This window comes from Paenarthrobacter sp. NCHU4564, from assembly GCF_052156435.1.
Classification (GTDB): Bacteria; Actinomycetota; Actinomycetes; order Actinomycetales; family Micrococcaceae; genus Arthrobacter.
On sequence record NZ_JBQLIS010000001.1, the window covers coordinates 153,235 to 169,252 of the forward strand.

The 16,018-nt window shown below is 66.0% G+C and carries 18 protein-coding genes; 9 read left to right on the forward strand and 9 right to left on the reverse strand.

What is annotated here, in order from left to right; all coding sequences use genetic code 11:
* Positions 1-35: 35 nt before the first annotated feature.
* Positions 36-500 (forward strand): hotdog fold thioesterase, encoded by a 465-nt coding sequence (locus ACSVIE_RS00670; protein ID WP_426002559.1) that lies wholly within the window; start codon positions 36-38, stop codon positions 498-500.
* Positions 501-525: 25 nt separating this feature from the next.
* Here the strand turns inward: ACSVIE_RS00670 and ACSVIE_RS00675 are convergent, their stop codons facing one another.
* The 6 genes from ACSVIE_RS00675 to ACSVIE_RS00700 all read right to left on the reverse strand — a co-directional run bounded on the left by ACSVIE_RS00675 (position 526) and on the right by ACSVIE_RS00700 (position 5,171).
* Positions 526-1,077, reverse strand: coding sequence for a dihydrofolate reductase family protein (locus tag ACSVIE_RS00675; protein ID WP_426002558.1), 552 nt, complete (start codon positions 1,075-1,077; stop codon positions 526-528).
* A gap of 13 nt (positions 1,078-1,090) precedes the next feature.
* On the reverse strand, positions 1,091-1,972 hold the full coding sequence (locus ACSVIE_RS00680; protein WP_426002557.1) for a hypothetical protein: 882 nt from the start codon (positions 1,970-1,972) through the stop codon (positions 1,091-1,093).
* Positions 1,969-2,955, reverse strand: coding sequence for a hypothetical protein (locus ACSVIE_RS00685; protein ID WP_426002555.1), 987 nt, complete (start codon positions 2,953-2,955; stop codon positions 1,969-1,971). Before ACSVIE_RS00685 ends, ACSVIE_RS00680 begins: the two co-directional genes overlap by 4 nt.
* 108 nt (positions 2,956-3,063) lie before the next feature.
* Positions 3,064-3,285 carry a hypothetical protein gene (locus tag ACSVIE_RS00690; protein ID WP_426002554.1) on the reverse strand — a complete coding sequence of 74 codons (222 nt, stop codon included), beginning with the start codon at positions 3,283-3,285 and terminating at the stop codon, positions 3,064-3,066.
* Entirely contained in the window at positions 3,282-4,487 is a 1,206-nt protein-coding gene (locus ACSVIE_RS00695; protein WP_426002552.1) for an anion permease, read from the reverse strand. Before ACSVIE_RS00695 ends, ACSVIE_RS00690 begins: the two co-directional genes overlap by 4 nt.
* A gap of 177 nt (positions 4,488-4,664) precedes the next feature.
* Entirely contained in the window at positions 4,665-5,171 is a 507-nt protein-coding gene (locus ACSVIE_RS00700; protein ID WP_442422707.1) for an HAD domain-containing protein, read from the reverse strand.
* A gap of 106 nt (positions 5,172-5,277) precedes the next feature.
* Here ACSVIE_RS00700 and kynA point away from each other — a divergent pair, with 106 nt between their 5' ends.
* The 3 genes from kynA to ACSVIE_RS00715 are packed head-to-tail and all read left to right on the forward strand — an operon-like array spanning position 5,278 to position 8,275.
* Entirely contained in the window at positions 5,278-6,150 is an 873-nt protein-coding gene (gene kynA, locus ACSVIE_RS00705) for a tryptophan 2,3-dioxygenase (protein ID WP_426002548.1), read from the forward strand.
* A 32-nt stretch (positions 6,151-6,182) separates the two neighbouring features.
* The gene (locus ACSVIE_RS00710) at positions 6,183-7,421 is read left to right on the forward strand and encodes a kynureninase (RefSeq protein WP_442422708.1); all 1,239 of its coding nucleotides are present in this window, start codon (positions 6,183-6,185) and stop codon (positions 7,419-7,421) included.
* Positions 7,418-8,275, forward strand: coding sequence for a PaaX family transcriptional regulator (locus tag ACSVIE_RS00715; protein ID WP_442422709.1), 858 nt, complete (start codon positions 7,418-7,420; stop codon positions 8,273-8,275). The genes ACSVIE_RS00710 and ACSVIE_RS00715 overlap by 4 nt, the downstream gene beginning before the upstream one ends.
* Here the strand turns inward: ACSVIE_RS00715 and ACSVIE_RS00720 are convergent.
* A complete protein-coding gene (locus tag ACSVIE_RS00720) occupies positions 8,272-8,931 on the reverse strand; it encodes a GntR family transcriptional regulator (RefSeq protein ID WP_442422898.1) in 660 nt (219 codons plus the stop codon). The genes ACSVIE_RS00715 and ACSVIE_RS00720 overlap by 4 nt on opposite strands.
* A 185-nt stretch (positions 8,932-9,116) precedes the next feature.
* Here ACSVIE_RS00720 and ACSVIE_RS00725 point away from each other — a divergent pair, with 185 nt between their 5' ends.
* The 5 genes from ACSVIE_RS00725 (at position 9,117) to ACSVIE_RS00745 (ending at position 13,702) form a co-directional block, all read left to right on the forward strand.
* Entirely contained in the window at positions 9,117-10,028 is a 912-nt protein-coding gene (locus ACSVIE_RS00725) for an N-acetylglucosamine kinase (RefSeq protein WP_442422710.1), read from the forward strand.
* A gap of 87 nt (positions 10,029-10,115) precedes the next feature.
* Entirely contained in the window at positions 10,116-11,228 is a 1,113-nt protein-coding gene (locus ACSVIE_RS00730; protein WP_442422711.1) for a LolA family protein, read from the forward strand.
* A gap of 10 nt (positions 11,229-11,238) precedes the next feature.
* A complete protein-coding gene (locus ACSVIE_RS00735; RefSeq protein WP_442422712.1) occupies positions 11,239-12,219 on the forward strand; it encodes an ABC transporter ATP-binding protein in 981 nt (326 codons plus the stop codon).
* A complete protein-coding gene (locus ACSVIE_RS00740) occupies positions 12,203-13,060 on the forward strand; it encodes an ABC transporter permease (RefSeq protein ID WP_442422713.1) in 858 nt (285 codons plus the stop codon). The genes ACSVIE_RS00735 and ACSVIE_RS00740 overlap by 17 nt, the downstream gene beginning before the upstream one ends.
* A gap of 21 nt (positions 13,061-13,081) precedes the next feature.
* Positions 13,082-13,702, forward strand: a complete 621-nt coding sequence (locus tag ACSVIE_RS00745; RefSeq protein ID WP_426002537.1) for an L-threonylcarbamoyladenylate synthase — start codon at positions 13,082-13,084, stop codon at positions 13,700-13,702.
* Between the two features lie 33 nt (positions 13,703-13,735).
* Here ACSVIE_RS00745 and ACSVIE_RS00750 read toward each other — a convergent pair whose 3' ends face one another.
* Entirely contained in the window at positions 13,736-14,743 is a 1,008-nt protein-coding gene (locus tag ACSVIE_RS00750; protein ID WP_442422714.1) for a serine hydrolase, read from the reverse strand.
* A gap of 160 nt (positions 14,744-14,903) precedes the next feature.
* Positions 14,904-15,938 (reverse strand): non-homologous end-joining DNA ligase, encoded by a 1,035-nt coding sequence (gene ligD, locus ACSVIE_RS00755; RefSeq protein ID WP_442422715.1) that lies wholly within the window; start codon positions 15,936-15,938, stop codon positions 14,904-14,906.
* Positions 15,939-16,018 lie beyond the last annotated feature (80 nt).

Below are 16,018 nucleotides of genomic sequence, written 5' to 3' on the forward strand. Positions count from 1 at the left end.
TGGTTGTTTCACTCACAGGTGCCAGCCTAGTTGGCATGATGGACAATTTCACGCCGAACCGGTTTCTGGACGAGCTCAACCAGGCAGGTATTCCGGAAGAGTTCCACGAGTGGCTTTCCGGCCATGGTGTGGGCGCCCTGGTGGTCAAGATGGGCATCCGCTTCACGGAGCTCAGCGCCGGACGTACGGTGGCCACGATGCCTGTTGAGGGCAATACGCAGGTGGCGGGAATCCTCCATGGCGGCGCCCACGTGGTACTGGCAGAGACACTGGGTTCGTTTGCGGCCTCCCTCCACGCTGGAAAGGGTCGGCACGCTGTAGGCATCGAGGTCGGCGCCACCCATCACCGTTCCATCGCCAGCGGAACCGTCACGGGTACGTGCACCGCGATCCACCTCGGCGGCACCCTGGCCACCCACGAGATCGTCATCACCGACGAAAAGGGCCGCAGGCTTTCCACCGCCCGGATCACCAACATGATCCGGGACAACCGTCCCTGACCGCCGGCGTCGCCGTGCCGGGCCGCTATGTCCTGCTGCCCGGCATCCGGTAGTGCAGTTCGGCTGCTGCCCCGCCAAGGATCCGTGACGAGACCAACTCCAGGGGCGCCGTCGGGCCTTTGAGCGGCAGCAGCCGCTTCCCGGAGCCCAGGACCACGGGAATGATGGTGACAATGATCTCGTGGAGCAGCCCTGCGTCGGCGAACTGCGCCACCAGGTTTCCGCCACCCACCAGCCAGACGTTTTTGTCACCGGCATCGGCCACCAGGTCCGGCGCAAACTCGCGGACATCGCCGCGGACGAACGTGACGTTGGATCCGGCAGGGGCCGCGTATTCATGGTGCGTGAAGACCCAGCACGGCATGTCCGGATACGGCCACTTTCCGGCTTCGTGCTCCACGAGCCACCGGTACGTGTCCCCACCCATGACAATGCACCCCACACCGGCAAAAAAGGATTCGTAACTGCCGCTGACGCCCTCCACCTGTTCGAACTGGAGGAGCCAGCCAAGGTCGTCCTCGGGGGATGCAATGAACCCGTCAATGGTGGACGCAACGTAGTACTGGAAGTTGGGCATGGCCCCAGACTAGTCAGTCGGCCCCCGGGTTCCCATACTCCACGCGGACGCTGCCGTTATCCGGCAGGACCACCACCCGGCCGGAGGTCAGCGTCCACCCTTCATTGAGCAGGAAGATGCGGCCACCACTCACCACCAGGAGCCGCAGCCCGGTGTAGCGGTAGAGCGGACCGGCTTCGTTGCCTACGGAATCCTCACGGACGTTCGGCACTGTGACAGCCAGCCGCTCCTTGCTGTACACCACGGCGGTGGGCAGTTGTCCGGACCTCTGCTGGTAGTCCACGGCCGCGCCCCGCCCCAGTGCCTGGGCATAATCCGAGGTGCCCCAGAACAGCAGGAGCGTGACCAGGACGAAGACCAGCGACCGTTCAAGCCCGCGGGGCGCGCCCCGCGCAGGGGTGTCGTGCACGGGGGCCGCACGGTGGCGGACGTTCAGGCCCCACGCGCCGACCACCAAGGCCGCGGCGATGAGGAAGGGAACATACAACAGGATGCGTCCGGGCTGGGTGACCACAAGGATCCAGAGGACTGCTGCCGCCGCAAAGCCGACGGCCGTCACGGCCAGCGCGATGGACCTGACCAGCGTCCTGTGTTTTCCGGCCTGCACGACCCGTACCACCGCCCGGTCCAGCATCAGCCACAACAGACCGATCACCACCAGCCAGGCCAACGGCTGGAACAGCGACTGAATGCTCCGCAGGATGAAGTCCTGCACCGTGTAGCCGAACAAGCTGACATCCAGTCCCATGGATTTCGCCTGGGCATCGGTGCGGGCCCACCCGAAGTAGACCAGGAGCGCAGTGGCCACCGTGAGGGGCGGACCGATGACCGAGAGGACTTCAAGGGTCCGTTTCCAGCGCAGGTTCCCTGCCTCTGCCTCCTCAGGGGTGCTCACGGTGTTGCCGTGGCGGTTGCGGAAGCGGACGGCGCCACAGCAGGGCTGGAGGACGTTGATGGCTGGGGAGCCGGCGTGCCGGTGGGCCCGGCAGATGCACTTGGTCCGGGAGCGTCCTCGTAGTAGAAGGTCACGGTGCCGGCAACATCCACGGTGTCGGTGATGGAGATCCTGACGGAACTCCGGCCTTCTGCCGGCGGCATCCGCAGGTACAGGGTCTCGTAGTCGCCGAACCCGGCCACTTTCTCCGGGAAAGCCGGCGCCCCATCGAACAGGATGTCTTCCACGCGCACGTAGTAACCGTCCAGCCTGACGATCGTTCCACCCTCACGTGGTCCCGATGCCCGGGTCAATCCCGCAACGGGCCGCAGGTTTTCGTCCACCACCGTGAGTCCGCTGAGGATTCTGGGGCACGCCTGGCCGGGTGCGGTGACAGCCCTTAGCGGCACTCCCGGATTGCTGCGGTGCTGGGCAAGGAGCGAGGCCGACGCTGCGGCCACCGTGTATTCGAGGCACTGTGTCTGGGGTACGCGGGGCGTCGCGGCAACCGCGGCCGCGGCCCGTTGCCAGTCGTCCTGGCTCCCTGTTCGGAGGGCTTTGCAGACGGCGGCACCCGCCACCCAGACCTGGACGCCTTCCTGGCCCTGGAGGCTTTGGGCCAGCTCATCGCACTGGAACTGCTGCAATTGCAGGTACCGCTGGCCCGATGTGGGATCGCTGGGACCTACCGGACCCAGCGGAACCCACTGCACCACAGGCGCTTCCACGGGCGGCGCGCCGGGCCCGGCCGGTCCCGGCGGCTGGACAGCTGTAGGCACGACGGCGGGCGGCTGGGTTGTGGGGGCGGCGGTGGTTGCTGCCGGCGCAGGATCGGGCGAGGGTACGTCCGGAGCGGACGTTGGGGGCAGGCAGGCAGTCAGAAGCACCATCAGGACCGGCGCGAGCGCAGTCCCGATGATGTGGCCTCTGGATCGGCTCGCCATGAAAGCCCCACATCCGCCGGAATCATGAGCAGCGTTACAGCTACTGCTGATTATTCTCCCGAATGGACCGTGCTGCCAGAGAAAGTGGCCGGGCTGCTGCGGAAGGTGCTACTTCCCGAAGTACGGCACGATCAAATAGATGCCGAAAAGTACTGCCAGGCCGCAGAAGCCAAAGCAGACGTAGGCCAGCGAGCGGAAGAGTGCGGGGGACTTCTGTCCGGTGTCGCCGGCGATGGCGGTCAACCGGACCCCCAGGGAGTACAGGGTCACGAGTGTCACGGCGGCCACCAGGGTTACGCCTGCCACCTGCAGCAGTTCCAACCACTTCATTGCTGCGCTCCCTCGCTCTTGGTGGATTTGCGTGATTTCTTCTTCTTCCGGAACCGCACGGCATGGCCCGCTTCTTCGACTTCCACCGCATTGTGGTGGCCAACGTGTGACTTGCGGGATGCGAAGAACATCAGCAGGATCGCCGCAGTCCCCACCACCGCGGCGATGACGACCCCTACCACGCCGACGTTGACCAGCAGGGCCGTCAGCGCCCCGACGATGCCTGCAGCCGGCAGGGTGAACAACCAGCCAAGGGCGATCTTGCCCGCGGTCCCCCACCGGACGGAGGTGCCTTTGCGGCCCAGGCCGGAGCCGATGACCGAACCGGACGCTACCTGCGTGGTGGACAGGGCGAAGCCAAGGTGGGAGGAGGCCAGGATGGCGGTGGCGGTACTGGTCTCGGCGGAGAAGCCCTGGGCGGGCTTCACCTCGGTCAGGCCCGACCCCATGGTCCGGATGATGCGCCAGCCGCCGGCGTAGGTTCCGATGGCGATGGCGAAAGCACAGGCTGCGACGACCCAGAACACCGGGCCGGAGCCGGGAGGCTGCGTACCACCGGCAATGAGGACCAACGTAATGATGCCCATTGTTTTCTGGGCATCGTTGGTGCCGTGGGCCAACGCCACAAGGCTGGACGTGAAGATCTGTCCGGTGCGGAAGCCCCCACGCTTCTGGGTGAGCTTGTCACCGGTTTCGGGGTCGTGCCGGGAGGTCAGTGCGTAGGCCAGGCGCGTGCAGAGGTAGGCAACCAGGCCTGCGATCAGCGGCGCGAAGATCGCGGGCAGGATGACCTTTTGGAGGACTGTCTCAAAGTTGATCGAGTGAAGGCCGATGCCCACCACGGCCGCCCCGATCAATCCTCCGAACAAGGCGTGGGACGAACTCGACGGCAGTCCCTTCAGCCACGTCACCATGTTCCACAGGACAGCGCCCATCAACCCCGCGAAGATGATGTCCGGCGTGATGTGGATGCCGTCGGACCCCTCGCGGATCAAACCGCCGGAGATCGTCTTGGCAACCTCCGTGGACAGGAATGCGCCGATGAGGTTGAGCACTGCTGCGAGTGCTACCGCCGTCTTGGGCTTGATGGCCCCTGTTGCGATGGGCGTGGCCATCGCATTGGCAGTGTCGTGAAACCCGTTGGTGAAGTCAAAGAAGAGGGCCAACGCTATGACAAGCGCGACCATGAAGGTGATGTCCACCTGTTGCCCAATCTGCAGAGTCGACGTTCAGCAGTTCCACTTTCCCCTTGCCTGCCAATCAGCATAGTTCAGCAATTGTTCAACAGGCTGGACTTGCAGAATTCACTCTGGCGGGCTTGAAACCTTAAGAATCCTACGTGCCAGCGGCCGGGCGGACAAACATGCCCCGGGCGTCCTTCATCCCAAAAAGGCGCCCAAGGCCGCGAGGTCGCGGCGGGTGAGGCCCTTGCGCGGATCAGGTGAGATGCAAAGCACACGGTCCTGCCGGAACTCTGCCCAGGAGCGGGCGTCGGATTCGCGGTCCAATTGGTCGTCCACCCAGGCAAAGCGTTCTGCTCCTGCCTCTTCCACATCCTTCTGCAGCGCAACGAGCTTCCACCATTCGGGCCGCTCGTCCCATCCTTGACTGGAAAGCACAGGCCAGTCCTGCCCCTTGAGCCCGATGGCCGGGCACAGGTACTCGGGAGCCAGCCGTTCCCACGTGGTGAGCCACACGAAGCGGGCTGCGGGATGTTCCGCCAGTTCGTTAAGTCCGGCGACAACCTCGGGGGCATAGGCAACGTTCAGTATTCCGGCGTCAGCGGTTATCCAATCGCTTCCCCAGTCAGTGGTGCCCTGGGGGCCGAAGGGGTTCACCACGCCGTCGACATCCAAATAGATGGACACCGGCACAATGGCGGCCATTGGTACATCCCCTTCCCCTTGAGGTCCATGCTCAGCGTACGGCAAGGGCGACCGACGCTCGAAATCATACTCTTGACGTTCGTCATGGAAGTGATAATCTCGGAGTATGGAACAGCCCGCCGCACCCCGTTCGCCACGCAATGTCCGGGACATCGAGGACACCGTCCGCACCGACTTCCGCCACGCCATGTCCTATGGCGGCTACCTGGACCTGGACAGGCTGTTGAGCTCCCAGCACCCGCTCAGCCAACCCGAACACCACGACGAGCTGCTGTTCATCATCCAGCACCAGACCAGCGAACTCTGGCTCAAGCTGGTCCTGCACGAACTCCTCGAGGCCCGCAGGCTCATGGATTCCGACAGCCTCGGCCAGGCGTTGAAGTGCATTGCACGCGTCAAGGCCATCCAGCGCACCATGATCGAGCAGTGGTCCGTCCTGGGAACACTGACTCCCCGTGAGTACGCGCAGTTCCGCAACTTCCTGGGCAGTTCCTCCGGATTCCAGTCCTACCAATACCGCGCCGTGGAATTCCTGCTGGGCAACAAGAACCGCGGCATGCTCCGGGTCTTTGAGAGCGATCCCGCAGCGCATGCCCTGCTCAACCGGCTCCTGGAGGAGCCCACCCTGTATGACGCCTTCCTCGCCGTGCTGGCCCGGGCCGGGTACGACATCCCCGTCGACGTCCTGCAACGCGACACCAGCGAACCCTGGACGTTCCGCCCGGATATGGTGCCCGTCTTCCAAAAGATCTATGAGGCCGACGACACACCATGGGGGCTTTACGAGGCATGTGAAGACCTGGTGGACATCGAGGACAACTTCCAGGCCTGGCGGTTCAGGCACCTGCGCACCGTCCAGCGGACCATCGGCTTCAAGGTCGGCACGGGTGGCTCCTCCGGGGTCGACTTTTTGAGGCGGGCCCTGGATCTCACGTTCTTTCCCGAGCTCTACGCCGTCCGCACGGAAATCGGCAACTGACAGCATCCCTACAGCTCCTTCCAGGAGGACCCATGACCACCGACCAGCAAACGCAACGGCCTCAAGCCGCCCAGCTCGACGCGGCAGACCCGCTTGCCACCCAGCGTGAGGCCTTCTACACGCCCGACGCCGGCCAGCTCACCTCATACCTGGACGGCAACTCCCTTGGACGCCCGCTTAAGGCAACGGCAGCGAACCTGCAGAACTTCGTCCATGACGCCTGGGGCAGCCGGTTGATCCGTGGCTGGGACGAACAGTGGATGGACGAACCAACCCGGGTCGGCGACCGGATCGGGGAGGTGACCCTCGGTGCAGCAGCCGGCCAGGTCACCGTAGGAGATTCGACATCCGTCATGCTGTACAAGCTGATCCGGGCTGCCGTGGATGCACAGCCGGGACGTGACGAGATCATCATCGACCGGGACAACTTCCCCACCGACCGCTTCATCATCGAGGGCATCGCGGCCGAGAGGGGCGCCACCATCAAGTGGATCGCACCCAATCCGGCCAGCGGCGTCCGTCCCGCGGACCTTGACGGCATCCTGGGTGAGCGCACCGCCGTCGTGGTCCTGAGCCATGTTGCCTACCGTTCGGGGTTCCTGGCGGATGCGCCGGGCATCACCAACGCCGTCCACCGTGCGGGAGCCCTTATGCTGTGGGATCTTTGCCATTCAGTGGGCTCGGTGCCGATGGAGCTGGATGCATGGGGCGTTGACCTGGCTGTTGGCTGCACCTACAAGTACCTCAACGGGGGCCCGGGTTCGCCGGCCTTCGCCTACGTCAACGCCGCGCGACAGAACCGGTTGCAGCAGCCCATTTGGGGCTGGATGGGTGCGGACAACCCGTTCGGCATGACAGAGGCCTACCGGCCGGCAGAAGGCATCCGCCGGTTCATCACCGGAACCCCGCCGGTCCTGGCGATGCAGCCCATCAAGGACATGGTGGAACTGATCGCTTCCGTAGGAATGGACGCGGTGCGGGAGAAGTCGATTAATCTCACCGAATATGCCATCCGGCTGGCAGACGAGCTCCTGGTGCCCATGGGGGCGGCGATCGTCAGCCCGCGCAACGCTGCCGAGAGGGGTTCCCACATCACGGTGGACCACCCGATGTTCAGGGACGTCACCGCGAAGCTCTGGGAGCGCGGCGTCATCCCCGACTTCCGCCCGCCGCACGGCCTGCGGATCGGACTGTCTCCCCTGAGCACCAGCTATGCCGAGGTGGAACTCGGGGTGACCGCCATCCGCGACGCCCTGGCAGAGCTGCAATGAGTGCAGTCCTCGATGACATGGACTCCCGTCCCGGGAGTACCACGTCACTGCTGCGGACGGTTATCGGCCTGTATCTGCGGGACGCCGGCGGATGGATAGCCGGGCGCGACATGGTTTCCCTGATGGAAGCCCTGGGTACCTCGGCCACCGTCACCCGGACCGCGTTGGGCCGCCTGAGGAAAAAGGACGTGGTCCGGCAGGAAAACCGGGACGGCGTCGCCGGCTTCACCCTCACCGCGGGCGCAGCCGCCATGCTTGCACGGGGAGACCGCCGGATCTTCACGCCGCGCAGTATGTCCGACTCCGATCCGTGGTGCCTGGTCTCCTTTTCCATCCCGGAAACTGAGAGGGAAAAGCGCCACCAGTTACGGCGCCGGCTGCACTGGATCGGCTGCGGCACCGTGGCTGCCGGGCTGTGGATCTGCCCCGACACACTGCGCGGTGAGGTGGAGGAAATCCTGGTGGACCTGGATCTCCGGGACATGGCCACTGTCTTTGTGACCCGGACACCCATGGTGGGCGGCAGCCTCCGGGACGCCGCCGCGAAGTGGTGGGACCTGGATGTTGTCGCCGGCCTTCACCGGGATTTCATCGATTTCATCCACGGGCAGGGCGCGGCTGTTCCTCTTCCCGACGACGGCGTGGAGGCATCAGCCTCCTCATTCGCCACCTATGTACAGTGCATTGACCGGTGGCGGGTTATCCCCTATCTGGACCCTGGGCTACCCGGTTCCTTCCTTCCCGACGACTGGCCGGGCGCTGAAGGGACAGCCTTGTTCAGCCGGATCGTGGACGCCTACGCAGGCCCCAGCGCAGAATACGTCCGCAGCACGCTCGGCGTGGCAGTACCCTAGGAGCCCTTCTTCACCCGTGACACGAACCGGAACCTGTCTCCCCGGAAGGTGCTGCGGGTCCATTCGACCGGGGATCCGGAACCGTCACGGGCCATCCGGTGGACAACCATGAGTGGAGCGCCCATCTCAACACCAAGCAGGCGGACCTCCACCGGCCCGGCCAGTGCAGTCTCCACCGCGTCCTCGACCTCGGCCACCTGCCGCCCATAGACACCTGCCAGGACGGCGTAAAGCGACCCCGTCCGGGCCAGATGTCCACCGAGCTCCGGCAACGGCCCGGGCAGGAAGGCGACTTCATGGGCCAGCGGCTCGCCCTCGATCAGCCGGATGCGCTCCAGCCGGGTTACCGGATCGCCCGGCCGCAGGCCGAGGGAGTCTGCAGCGTCCTTGCCTGCCGGAATGACATCGAGTGCCACGACGCGGGAGTCTGGCCGCAGACCCTGGCTTTTCGCATCGTCCGAGAAGGACGTCAGCTGCCGGACATGCGTCATCTTCGGTGGCGCCACGAAGGTGCCATGGCCCTGGATCCTGCCGAGCTTTCCTTCGGCCACCAGCTCGCTGATGGCTTGGCGGACCGTGGTCCGGGACGTCCGGTGCTCCTCCGCCAAGGAGCGCTCGGTGGGAATCAGCGTGCCCGGCTGCAGGCCGGAAATCATGGCCAGGAGTTCTGTCTTCAGGAGGTAGTACTTGGGAGTCGCCGGGCCTGGAGGGAATGACACCCGGACATCCTACTTGTAGACACGGGGATTGGTCTATGCCAATCTGGTCGGAGTTGCCTCGTAGCGGAAGGATGCCCCATGCCCAGAGCAATGCACCGCCATGCCACCCAGGTGGTCGTCTTATGAGTCCGGCCGTCCTTGGACTGCACATCGGCGGATCCAAGACCCGCGCCGTCAGGGCCGGGCTTGACACCTCCGGTAACCATGACGGCGAGGACGGCGGCGCTGTGGAAATCACCGAAGCCCGCGCCAATCTGTCCTCGGTGGGCCACCAGGGCGCCGACGCCGTCCTCCGGCGGATCGCTGCCGCTGTCGGTCCGGGCATCAGTGCCGTCTGCATGGGCGCCGCCGGTGCGGACACGCCTGCCAGCCGGGCTGTGTTGACTGCACTGCTCACGGAGCACTTTCCCGGGGCCGTGATCGACGTCGTCCATGACACCCGCATAGTCCTCGCCGCCGCGGACCTCGACGCCGGCGCCGTAGTTGTGGCTGGAACCGGTTCCGTGGCGTGGGGAAGAAGCCGGGACGGCCGCGAAGCCCGGGCCGGTGGCTACGGATACCTGCTCGGCGACGAAGGCGGCGGCTACTCCGTGGTCCGGGACTCGGTCCGTGAGGCCCTGCGCGAGTACTACGCCGGGCTCGAACCAGGCCCACTGGTCAAGGCGATCATGGCAGCTACGGCAAGCGCCGACGCCTTGCAACTGATGGACTTTTTCTATGCACGGCCGGAGCCTGACCACTGGGCCGGACTTGCGCCTTTGGTGCTGGACCTCGCGGCAGACGGTGATCCCGCCGCAGTCCGCATCCAGGCCGAGGCTGCACATTCGCTCGCGACACTGGCCAGGCAGGTCCTGGGGGAACTTGGGCTGGACCTGCCGCTCGTGATGGCCGGAGCGTTGCTGGTTAACCAGCCCCAGCTGGCTGGAGCAGTGGCACGGAAGGTTGCGCTGGATGACCCTTCGGGCATCAGGATCCTGGATGAGGCTCCCGTGCACGGCGCCGTGAAGCTTGCCCGCCGGTTGATCCAAAGCTGAAGATCGCTGCACTTCCCGGGATGCCGTGAGGCGGGAAGCCGGTGACCCTTGCCGGGCACCGGAGTACTCTGGATTTATGCCTGAAACATGCGGTGGCCGGTAGCGATGACGCGGGCGCGGCGGCGATGGTTGCCTGCCTTCCTTGTCCCCCTTGCTGTGGCGATAACGGTGCTCGCCGGATCGCTCACGGCCGGAGCCACGGTGTCCCTTCCGCCCAAGTCGGCCAGTGACATCCTGACCATGGTCGCCCGGACCGAGGTGCGGGCCCTCTCCGGCACCGTGGTACAGGAAGCTGCGCTGGGGCTTCCGGAGATTCCGGCGACCGGCCCCGGGGCTGCTCCCGGTGCGGCCGGAGCCCTTGACCTGCTGACGGGTTCGCATGAGTTCCGCGTTTTTGTTGACGCGCCGGGCAAGGCACGGTTCCAGGTCATGGAGCGTATGGCCGAACGGGACGTGGTGGTCAACGGCCGCGACATCTGGTTCTATGATTCGGGCGACAACAGCGCGACGCACCTGACCCTCCCCCAAGCCGGAGGCCACGCTTCCCATGATCCAGGCGACACCGTCATGGAAACCCCGGAATCCATGGCGGACCGTTTCCTGGCAGCGATCGATCCTTCCACTGAAGTCAGGGTCGCCGACGACGTGTCGGTGGCCGGACGCAGCGCCTACCAGGTGACACTGATCCCGCGCAGTGCGGGAACCTTGGTGGAGTCCGTATCCATTGCTGTCGACTCTGAAACCGGACTCCCGTTGCGTGTCGAGGTGCGCGCCAAAGGCCAGAACGAACCTGCGTATTCCTTGGCCTACACTGCCCTTGACCTCGCCGTCCCCGACCCGGGCTTGTTCCTCTTCACTCCCCCGCCCGGGGCCGCAGTGACGGAGCAGGCGGTGCCCGCCAAACCCCTGCCCGACAAGCCCGTACCCGCCCTGCCCTCGCCTGGCCCGGATGAGCCGGCGCCGGCACAGCACGGTCCCGGCGTGACCGGCAGGGGCTGGGACGCGATAGCGGTCTTCCCGGCAGGCGTTGTCCCGCCTGAGGTGGCGGCCTCGCCGCAGCTTGCGCAGGCCCTGCAACCGGTGGCCGGTGGCCGGGCCCTCACCACCGCCCTCGTGAACGTCCTGTTCCTGGACGACGGGCGTATCTATGCGGGCATGGTTCCCTTGGAGCGGCTGGAGACAGCCGCAGCAGCTGAATGACCCCGGGCCCATGACGGCCCTTTCCCCCGAAGCCGGAGCCGGTCTGGCCATTGAAACCCACGGGCTGGCCAAGAGATTCCGGCACCGGGCAGCCGTGGACGGCATGGATTTGGCGGTCCCGTATGGTGCTGTCTTTGGATTCCTTGGGCCCAACGGTTCGGGCAAAACCACCACGATCCGGATGTTGCTGGGGTTGGCCGGCGCCAGCCAGGGAAGCATCAGGGTTCTGGGCCGGGACATGCCCGGCGACCTGGCCACGGTGCTGCCACGGGTGGGCGCCTTGGTGGAGGGACCGGGCTTCTATCCGTTCCTTACCGGTACCGGCAACCTCGTCCGGCTCGACTCGGCCGACAGGCACGCGTCAGCGTCCACGCGGCGCAAGCGGGTGGCAGAGGCACTGGACCGGGTGGGCCTGACCCACGCCGCAGGCAAGAAGGTCCGCGCCTACTCCCTGGGCATGAAGCAGCGGCTGGGCCTGGCCAACGCCTTGCTGAGGCCCCGTGAACTGCTGGTGCTGGACGAGCCCACCAATGGACTGGATCCCCAAGGTACCCGTGAAGTCCGCAGCCTGGTACGCTCCCTGGCCGCAGGCGGGACCACGGTCTTTGTCTCCAGCCACCTGCTGGCCGAAGTCGAACAAATGTGCACCCATGCAGGGGTCATGCGCGGGGGCAGGCTGGTAGCCCAGGGCCGCTTGGATGAGCTCCGGGCGGCAGGCCAGCCACATGTTGTGGTTAAGACTCCCGACGCCGACCGGGCCGCTGGTGTCCTGGCCCGCCTGGGGCTGGTACCCGGCCCAGGCCATGGAGCGGGTGGAGGCCAGGACGCCGGTGCCGTTGTGGGCACGGGCCTGGACGGCATGGAACCCGAGAGGATCGTTGCGGCGCTGGTAGAGGACGGGGTCCGGGTCAGGGGATTCGCCGTTGAGACCCCCAGCCTCGAGGAACGCTACGTATCCCTGACCGGAGAGGGGTTTGACGTTGTCGGTTGACGCTTCTCCGCGGACCAGTCCGGGCGCCGGGTGGGCATTGCTGGCGTCCGAGCTCTCCGTCTTGTTCCGCAGGGTCCGTACGTGGGCCATGCTCCTGGCGCTGGCAGCTGTTCCGGTTTTGATCGCCGTGGCCGTCAAGCTGTCGGCGCGGCCGGCAACGCCCGGGCGGGGACCGCTGTTCCTGGACCGCATCACGCAGAACGGCCTGTTCGTGGCCATCACGGCGCTGGTGGTGTGCGTGCCACTGTTCCTGCCCCTGACGGTGGGAGTGGTGGCAGGTGACACGCTCGCGGGGGAAGCGAACCTGGGCACCCTGAGGTACCTGCTGCTGGCCCCCGCGGGGCGGATCCGGCTGTTGGCCGTGAAGTACGCCGGGGCTGTCGCCTTCTGCATTGCCGCAACGGTGACGGTTGTGGCAGCAGGTGCCCTGGCCGGCGTCGTACTTTTCCCGGTGGGGCCGGTGACGCTGCTGTCCGGCGACACCATTGGCGAGGTCGAATCCTTGCTGCGGTCCTTGCTGGTGGCCGCCTACATCACCGTTTCACTGCTGGGCTTGTCCGCGATCGGGCTGCTCATCTCGACCTTCACGGACGTACCGGTGGGAGCCATGGCCGCCACCGTGGTGCTCTCGGTCGTGTCGCAGGTCCTCGACAACCTTCCGCAGCTTGAGTGGTTGCACCCGTGGCTGTTCAGCCACCATTGGCTGGGCTTCGCCGACCTGCTGCGCCAACCGGTCTCCTGGGATTCGTTCCTCGACAATGCCGTGCTCCAGGCGGGCTACGTCGCGGTCTGCGGCGCGCTGGCGTATGGCCGTTTCGCGGGAAAGGACATCTTGTCCTAGGCGTTGCCGTAGGCTCTTTCCATGGCCAGATTCTTTGACGTCCACCCGCAGGATCCACAACCCCGTGCGATCGGGCAAGTAGTCAATATGCTGCAGAACGGCGGACTGATCGCCTATCCCACCGACTCCTGCTACGCGCTGGGGGCACAAGTGGGCAACCGGGAAGCGTTGGACAGGATCCGGACCATCCGGCACCTGGACGACAAACACCACTTCACCCTTGTCTGCAAGGATTTCGCCCAGATGGGCCAGTTCGTCATGCTGGACAACGATGTTTTCAGGAGCATCAAGGCCGTCACTCCCGGCAGCTACACGTTCATCCTGCCCGCAACGCGTGAAGTCCCCAAACGGCTGCTGCACCCCAAGAAGAAGACGGTCGGGGTAAGGATCCCGGATCACAAGGTGGTGCAGGCACTCCTGGCGGAACTCGGTGAACCGCTGCTCTCGAGCACGCTCCTCCTCCCCGACCAGGACGAACCGCTCACCCAGGGCTGGGAGATCAAGGAGCGCCTGGACCATGAGGTTGATGCAGTCATCGACTCCGGCGACACCGGCTCTGAGCCCACCACCGTGATTGACTTCTCCAGTGGAGTCGCCGAGGTAGTGCGCCGGGGAACCGGAGACCCCTCCCGGTTCGAGTGACCCACGGGCGGTTCCGGTCCGCGGCGTAAAGAGTCATCGGAACTGGAAGCGGCACCCGCTGTTCAGCGCCACCTGCGCCAACCCCATCAATTCCAGGGTGAGCGCGGATGGCTGCGTGCCCTGCGCCGCCGGTGGATAGCTCACGGCAAGCGTGAGTTGCCTGTTGCCATCGGCACTGCTCATGGACACCACTCCTCCGCCCGGAAGGTCGGCGGCATGGCCGAAGTAGGAGCCGTTGGTGCACCGGTCATCCCACTGGTCGAGTCCCAGCCCGTAGCCGCCGGGAAGCGGGCCCTTCATCTCCACCAGGCTCGCCGGTTCCAGGAGCCTGCCTTCCAGCAGCCCTGCGTAGAAGGAGTTCAGGTCCGCCACCCCGGCAGCAATCCGTGGTTCCCCTTCGCCTGGACCGGCAAACGCCGTCACATCCGAGGCGTCGCCGTCCACCAGGACGTACCGGTGGACCAGGGTGTCCGGATTGGCCCCCGCAGACACCGGGAAGGAACGCAGGCCCAGGGGTTCCCCGATGTCCCGTGCCAGCACGGTGGCCAGGCCCGCACCCCGAAGCCGCTCCACCAACACGCCGAGGATCCGGTACCCCTGGTCCGACGGATCCAAGGCGCTCGGTTTCCGCCCCAGCACCTCCCGGACGGAACGGCCGCCCGCCACCGTCCCTGACAGCTCCGGCAGGTAGGTTGCCACGGGAAGGTCCAGCACCACCAGCCCCTCCTCCACGAGGGCCAGCACCAGGACCGCCAGCATGCTGCGGCCCACGGCGCCGATGAAGACGGGATCACCCGGCGCCGCGGCAGCGCCGCCCAACGTCCGTGTTCCGGCGGTGTGCGACCAGGCCTGCCCGCCAACCTTCGCCTCGATCAGGACGGCACTTGCCCCCTGGCCGACCATTTCGCGGCTGTACAGTTCCATCGCGGCCTGGAGCTCCCGGAAAGCGGGCGGTACGGTGGCCGGGTCAGGGGACGGTACGCCGAACGTGGACGGGGCGGGCGCCGCCAGCGAGGACTCCGTTCCTGGAAGGGTAGGCACAGCAGAAGCCGGCGTCGACACCATGGAGGTGGGAGGCGGCGGGGCCGGTCCAGGAGCAGGAATGCATGCTGTGAGCAGGCTGCCGGCGGCAAGCACCAGGCATCCGGTGAGGCCGGATGGTAGGCCGTGCTGTTCCCGCCGTGGCATGCCGCCTCCCGTGCTACCCCGCCGGTTCCTCCGGCTTGCGCGCCCGGCTGGGCTGGACCCGCATGGGTTCACCGGGCATCTTGGGGAATTCCGGCGGGAACGGCATTTCCCCCTGCCCGCTCTGCACGTCCCTTTCCCACCACTGCAGCAGGACGTCGATATCACCTGGACTGCGGTGCATGTCAGCCCACGGATCGCCAACGGTCCGCAGCCGCTCGGGAACGGTCATGATGGTGTATTTGGCGGGATCGGCGTTCTCCAGCTCGTCCCAGGCCAGCGGGCAGGACACCTGGGCCTGTGGAACTGCCCGCGGACTGTAGGCCCCGGCGATCGTCCTGTCGCGGTTGGCCTGGTTGAAGTCCACGAAGATCCTGCTGCCGCGTTCCTCCTTCCACCATGCCGTGGTGACCTTGTCCGGCATCCGCCGTTCCAGCTCGCGGCCGGCTGCAATAACGGCGTGGCGGACCTCCAGAAATTCATGCTTGGGGTGGATCGGGGCATAGACGTGGATTCCGCGGTTGCCGGATGTCTTGATAAACGGCGTCAGGCCCGCTTCCTCCAGGACGGAGCGTAGTTCGAGGGCGGCCGGGATCGCGTCGTCGAAGTCGGTCCCCGGTTGCGGGTCAAGGTCGATGCGCAGTTGATCCGGGTTGTCCGAATTGCCGGCCCGTGAGGCCCACGGATGGAAAACAACCGTGTTCATTTGTGCAGCCCATACCGCTGCCGCCGGCTCGTCAATCACCAGTTGGGGATGGGAACGGGCACTCGGATACACCACGCTTACCGAGCGCACGTAGTCGGGCGCGCCCTTGGGAGGGTTCTTGGAGAAGAACATGTCCCCTTCGATGGTTCCGGAATACCGCTGAAGGCTGACGGGCCGGTCTCCGTTGGCCGCGACAAAAGCCTCGCCCACGTCCACCAGGTATTGCGCCAGGTCCAGCTTGGTCACTCCGGCCTCAGGCCACACCACGCGGCCGGGACTGGAAATCCGTACCTCCCTGGGGCCATGGGGTCCGGGCACGGAAATGGTGGTTGATTCGCTCGCCATGGGCACAAGCTACCGCGAACCGCACCCGCGCGTCAGCACCCCGGCCCCATTTGCGTCCGTGGCGCACGGGTGCCTCTCGC

Excerpts from the sequence above, each read along its gene's own strand:
- ACSVIE_RS00710 (WP_442422708.1), top strand. The coding sequence starts at position 6,183 with ATGACCACCGACCAGCAAACGCAACGGCCTCAAGCCGCCCAGCTCGAC.
- ACSVIE_RS00735 (WP_442422712.1), top strand. The coding sequence starts at position 11,239 with ATGACGGCCCTTTCCCCCGAAGCCGGAGCCGGTCTGGCCATTGAAACC.
- ACSVIE_RS00670 (WP_426002559.1), top strand. The coding sequence starts at position 36 with ATGATGGACAATTTCACGCCGAACCGGTTTCTGGACGAGCTCAACCAG.
- ACSVIE_RS00675 (WP_426002558.1), bottom strand. The coding sequence starts at position 1,077 with ATGCCCAACTTCCAGTACTACGTTGCGTCCACCATTGACGGGTTCATT.
- ACSVIE_RS00715 (WP_442422709.1), top strand. The coding sequence starts at position 7,418 with ATGAGTGCAGTCCTCGATGACATGGACTCCCGTCCCGGGAGTACCACG.
- ACSVIE_RS00745 (WP_426002537.1), top strand. The coding sequence starts at position 13,082 with ATGGCCAGATTCTTTGACGTCCACCCGCAGGATCCACAACCCCGTGCG.
- ACSVIE_RS00720 (WP_442422898.1), bottom strand. The coding sequence starts at position 8,931 with ATGATTTCCGGCCTGCAGCCGGGCACGCTGATTCCCACCGAGCGCTCC.
- ACSVIE_RS00725 (WP_442422710.1), top strand. The coding sequence starts at position 9,117 with ATGAGTCCGGCCGTCCTTGGACTGCACATCGGCGGATCCAAGACCCGC.
- ligD (WP_442422715.1), bottom strand. The coding sequence starts at position 15,938 with ATGGCGAGCGAATCAACCACCATTTCCGTGCCCGGACCCCATGGCCCC.
- ACSVIE_RS00730 (WP_442422711.1), top strand. The coding sequence starts at position 10,116 with ATGCGGTGGCCGGTAGCGATGACGCGGGCGCGGCGGCGATGGTTGCCT.
- kynA (WP_426002548.1), top strand. The coding sequence starts at position 5,278 with ATGGAACAGCCCGCCGCACCCCGTTCGCCACGCAATGTCCGGGACATC.
- ACSVIE_RS00685 (WP_426002555.1), bottom strand. The coding sequence starts at position 2,955 with ATGGCGAGCCGATCCAGAGGCCACATCATCGGGACTGCGCTCGCGCCG.
- ACSVIE_RS00700 (WP_442422707.1), bottom strand. The coding sequence starts at position 5,171 with ATGGCCGCCATTGTGCCGGTGTCCATCTATTTGGATGTCGACGGCGTG.
- ACSVIE_RS00690 (WP_426002554.1), bottom strand. The coding sequence starts at position 3,285 with ATGAAGTGGTTGGAACTGCTGCAGGTGGCAGGCGTAACCCTGGTGGCC.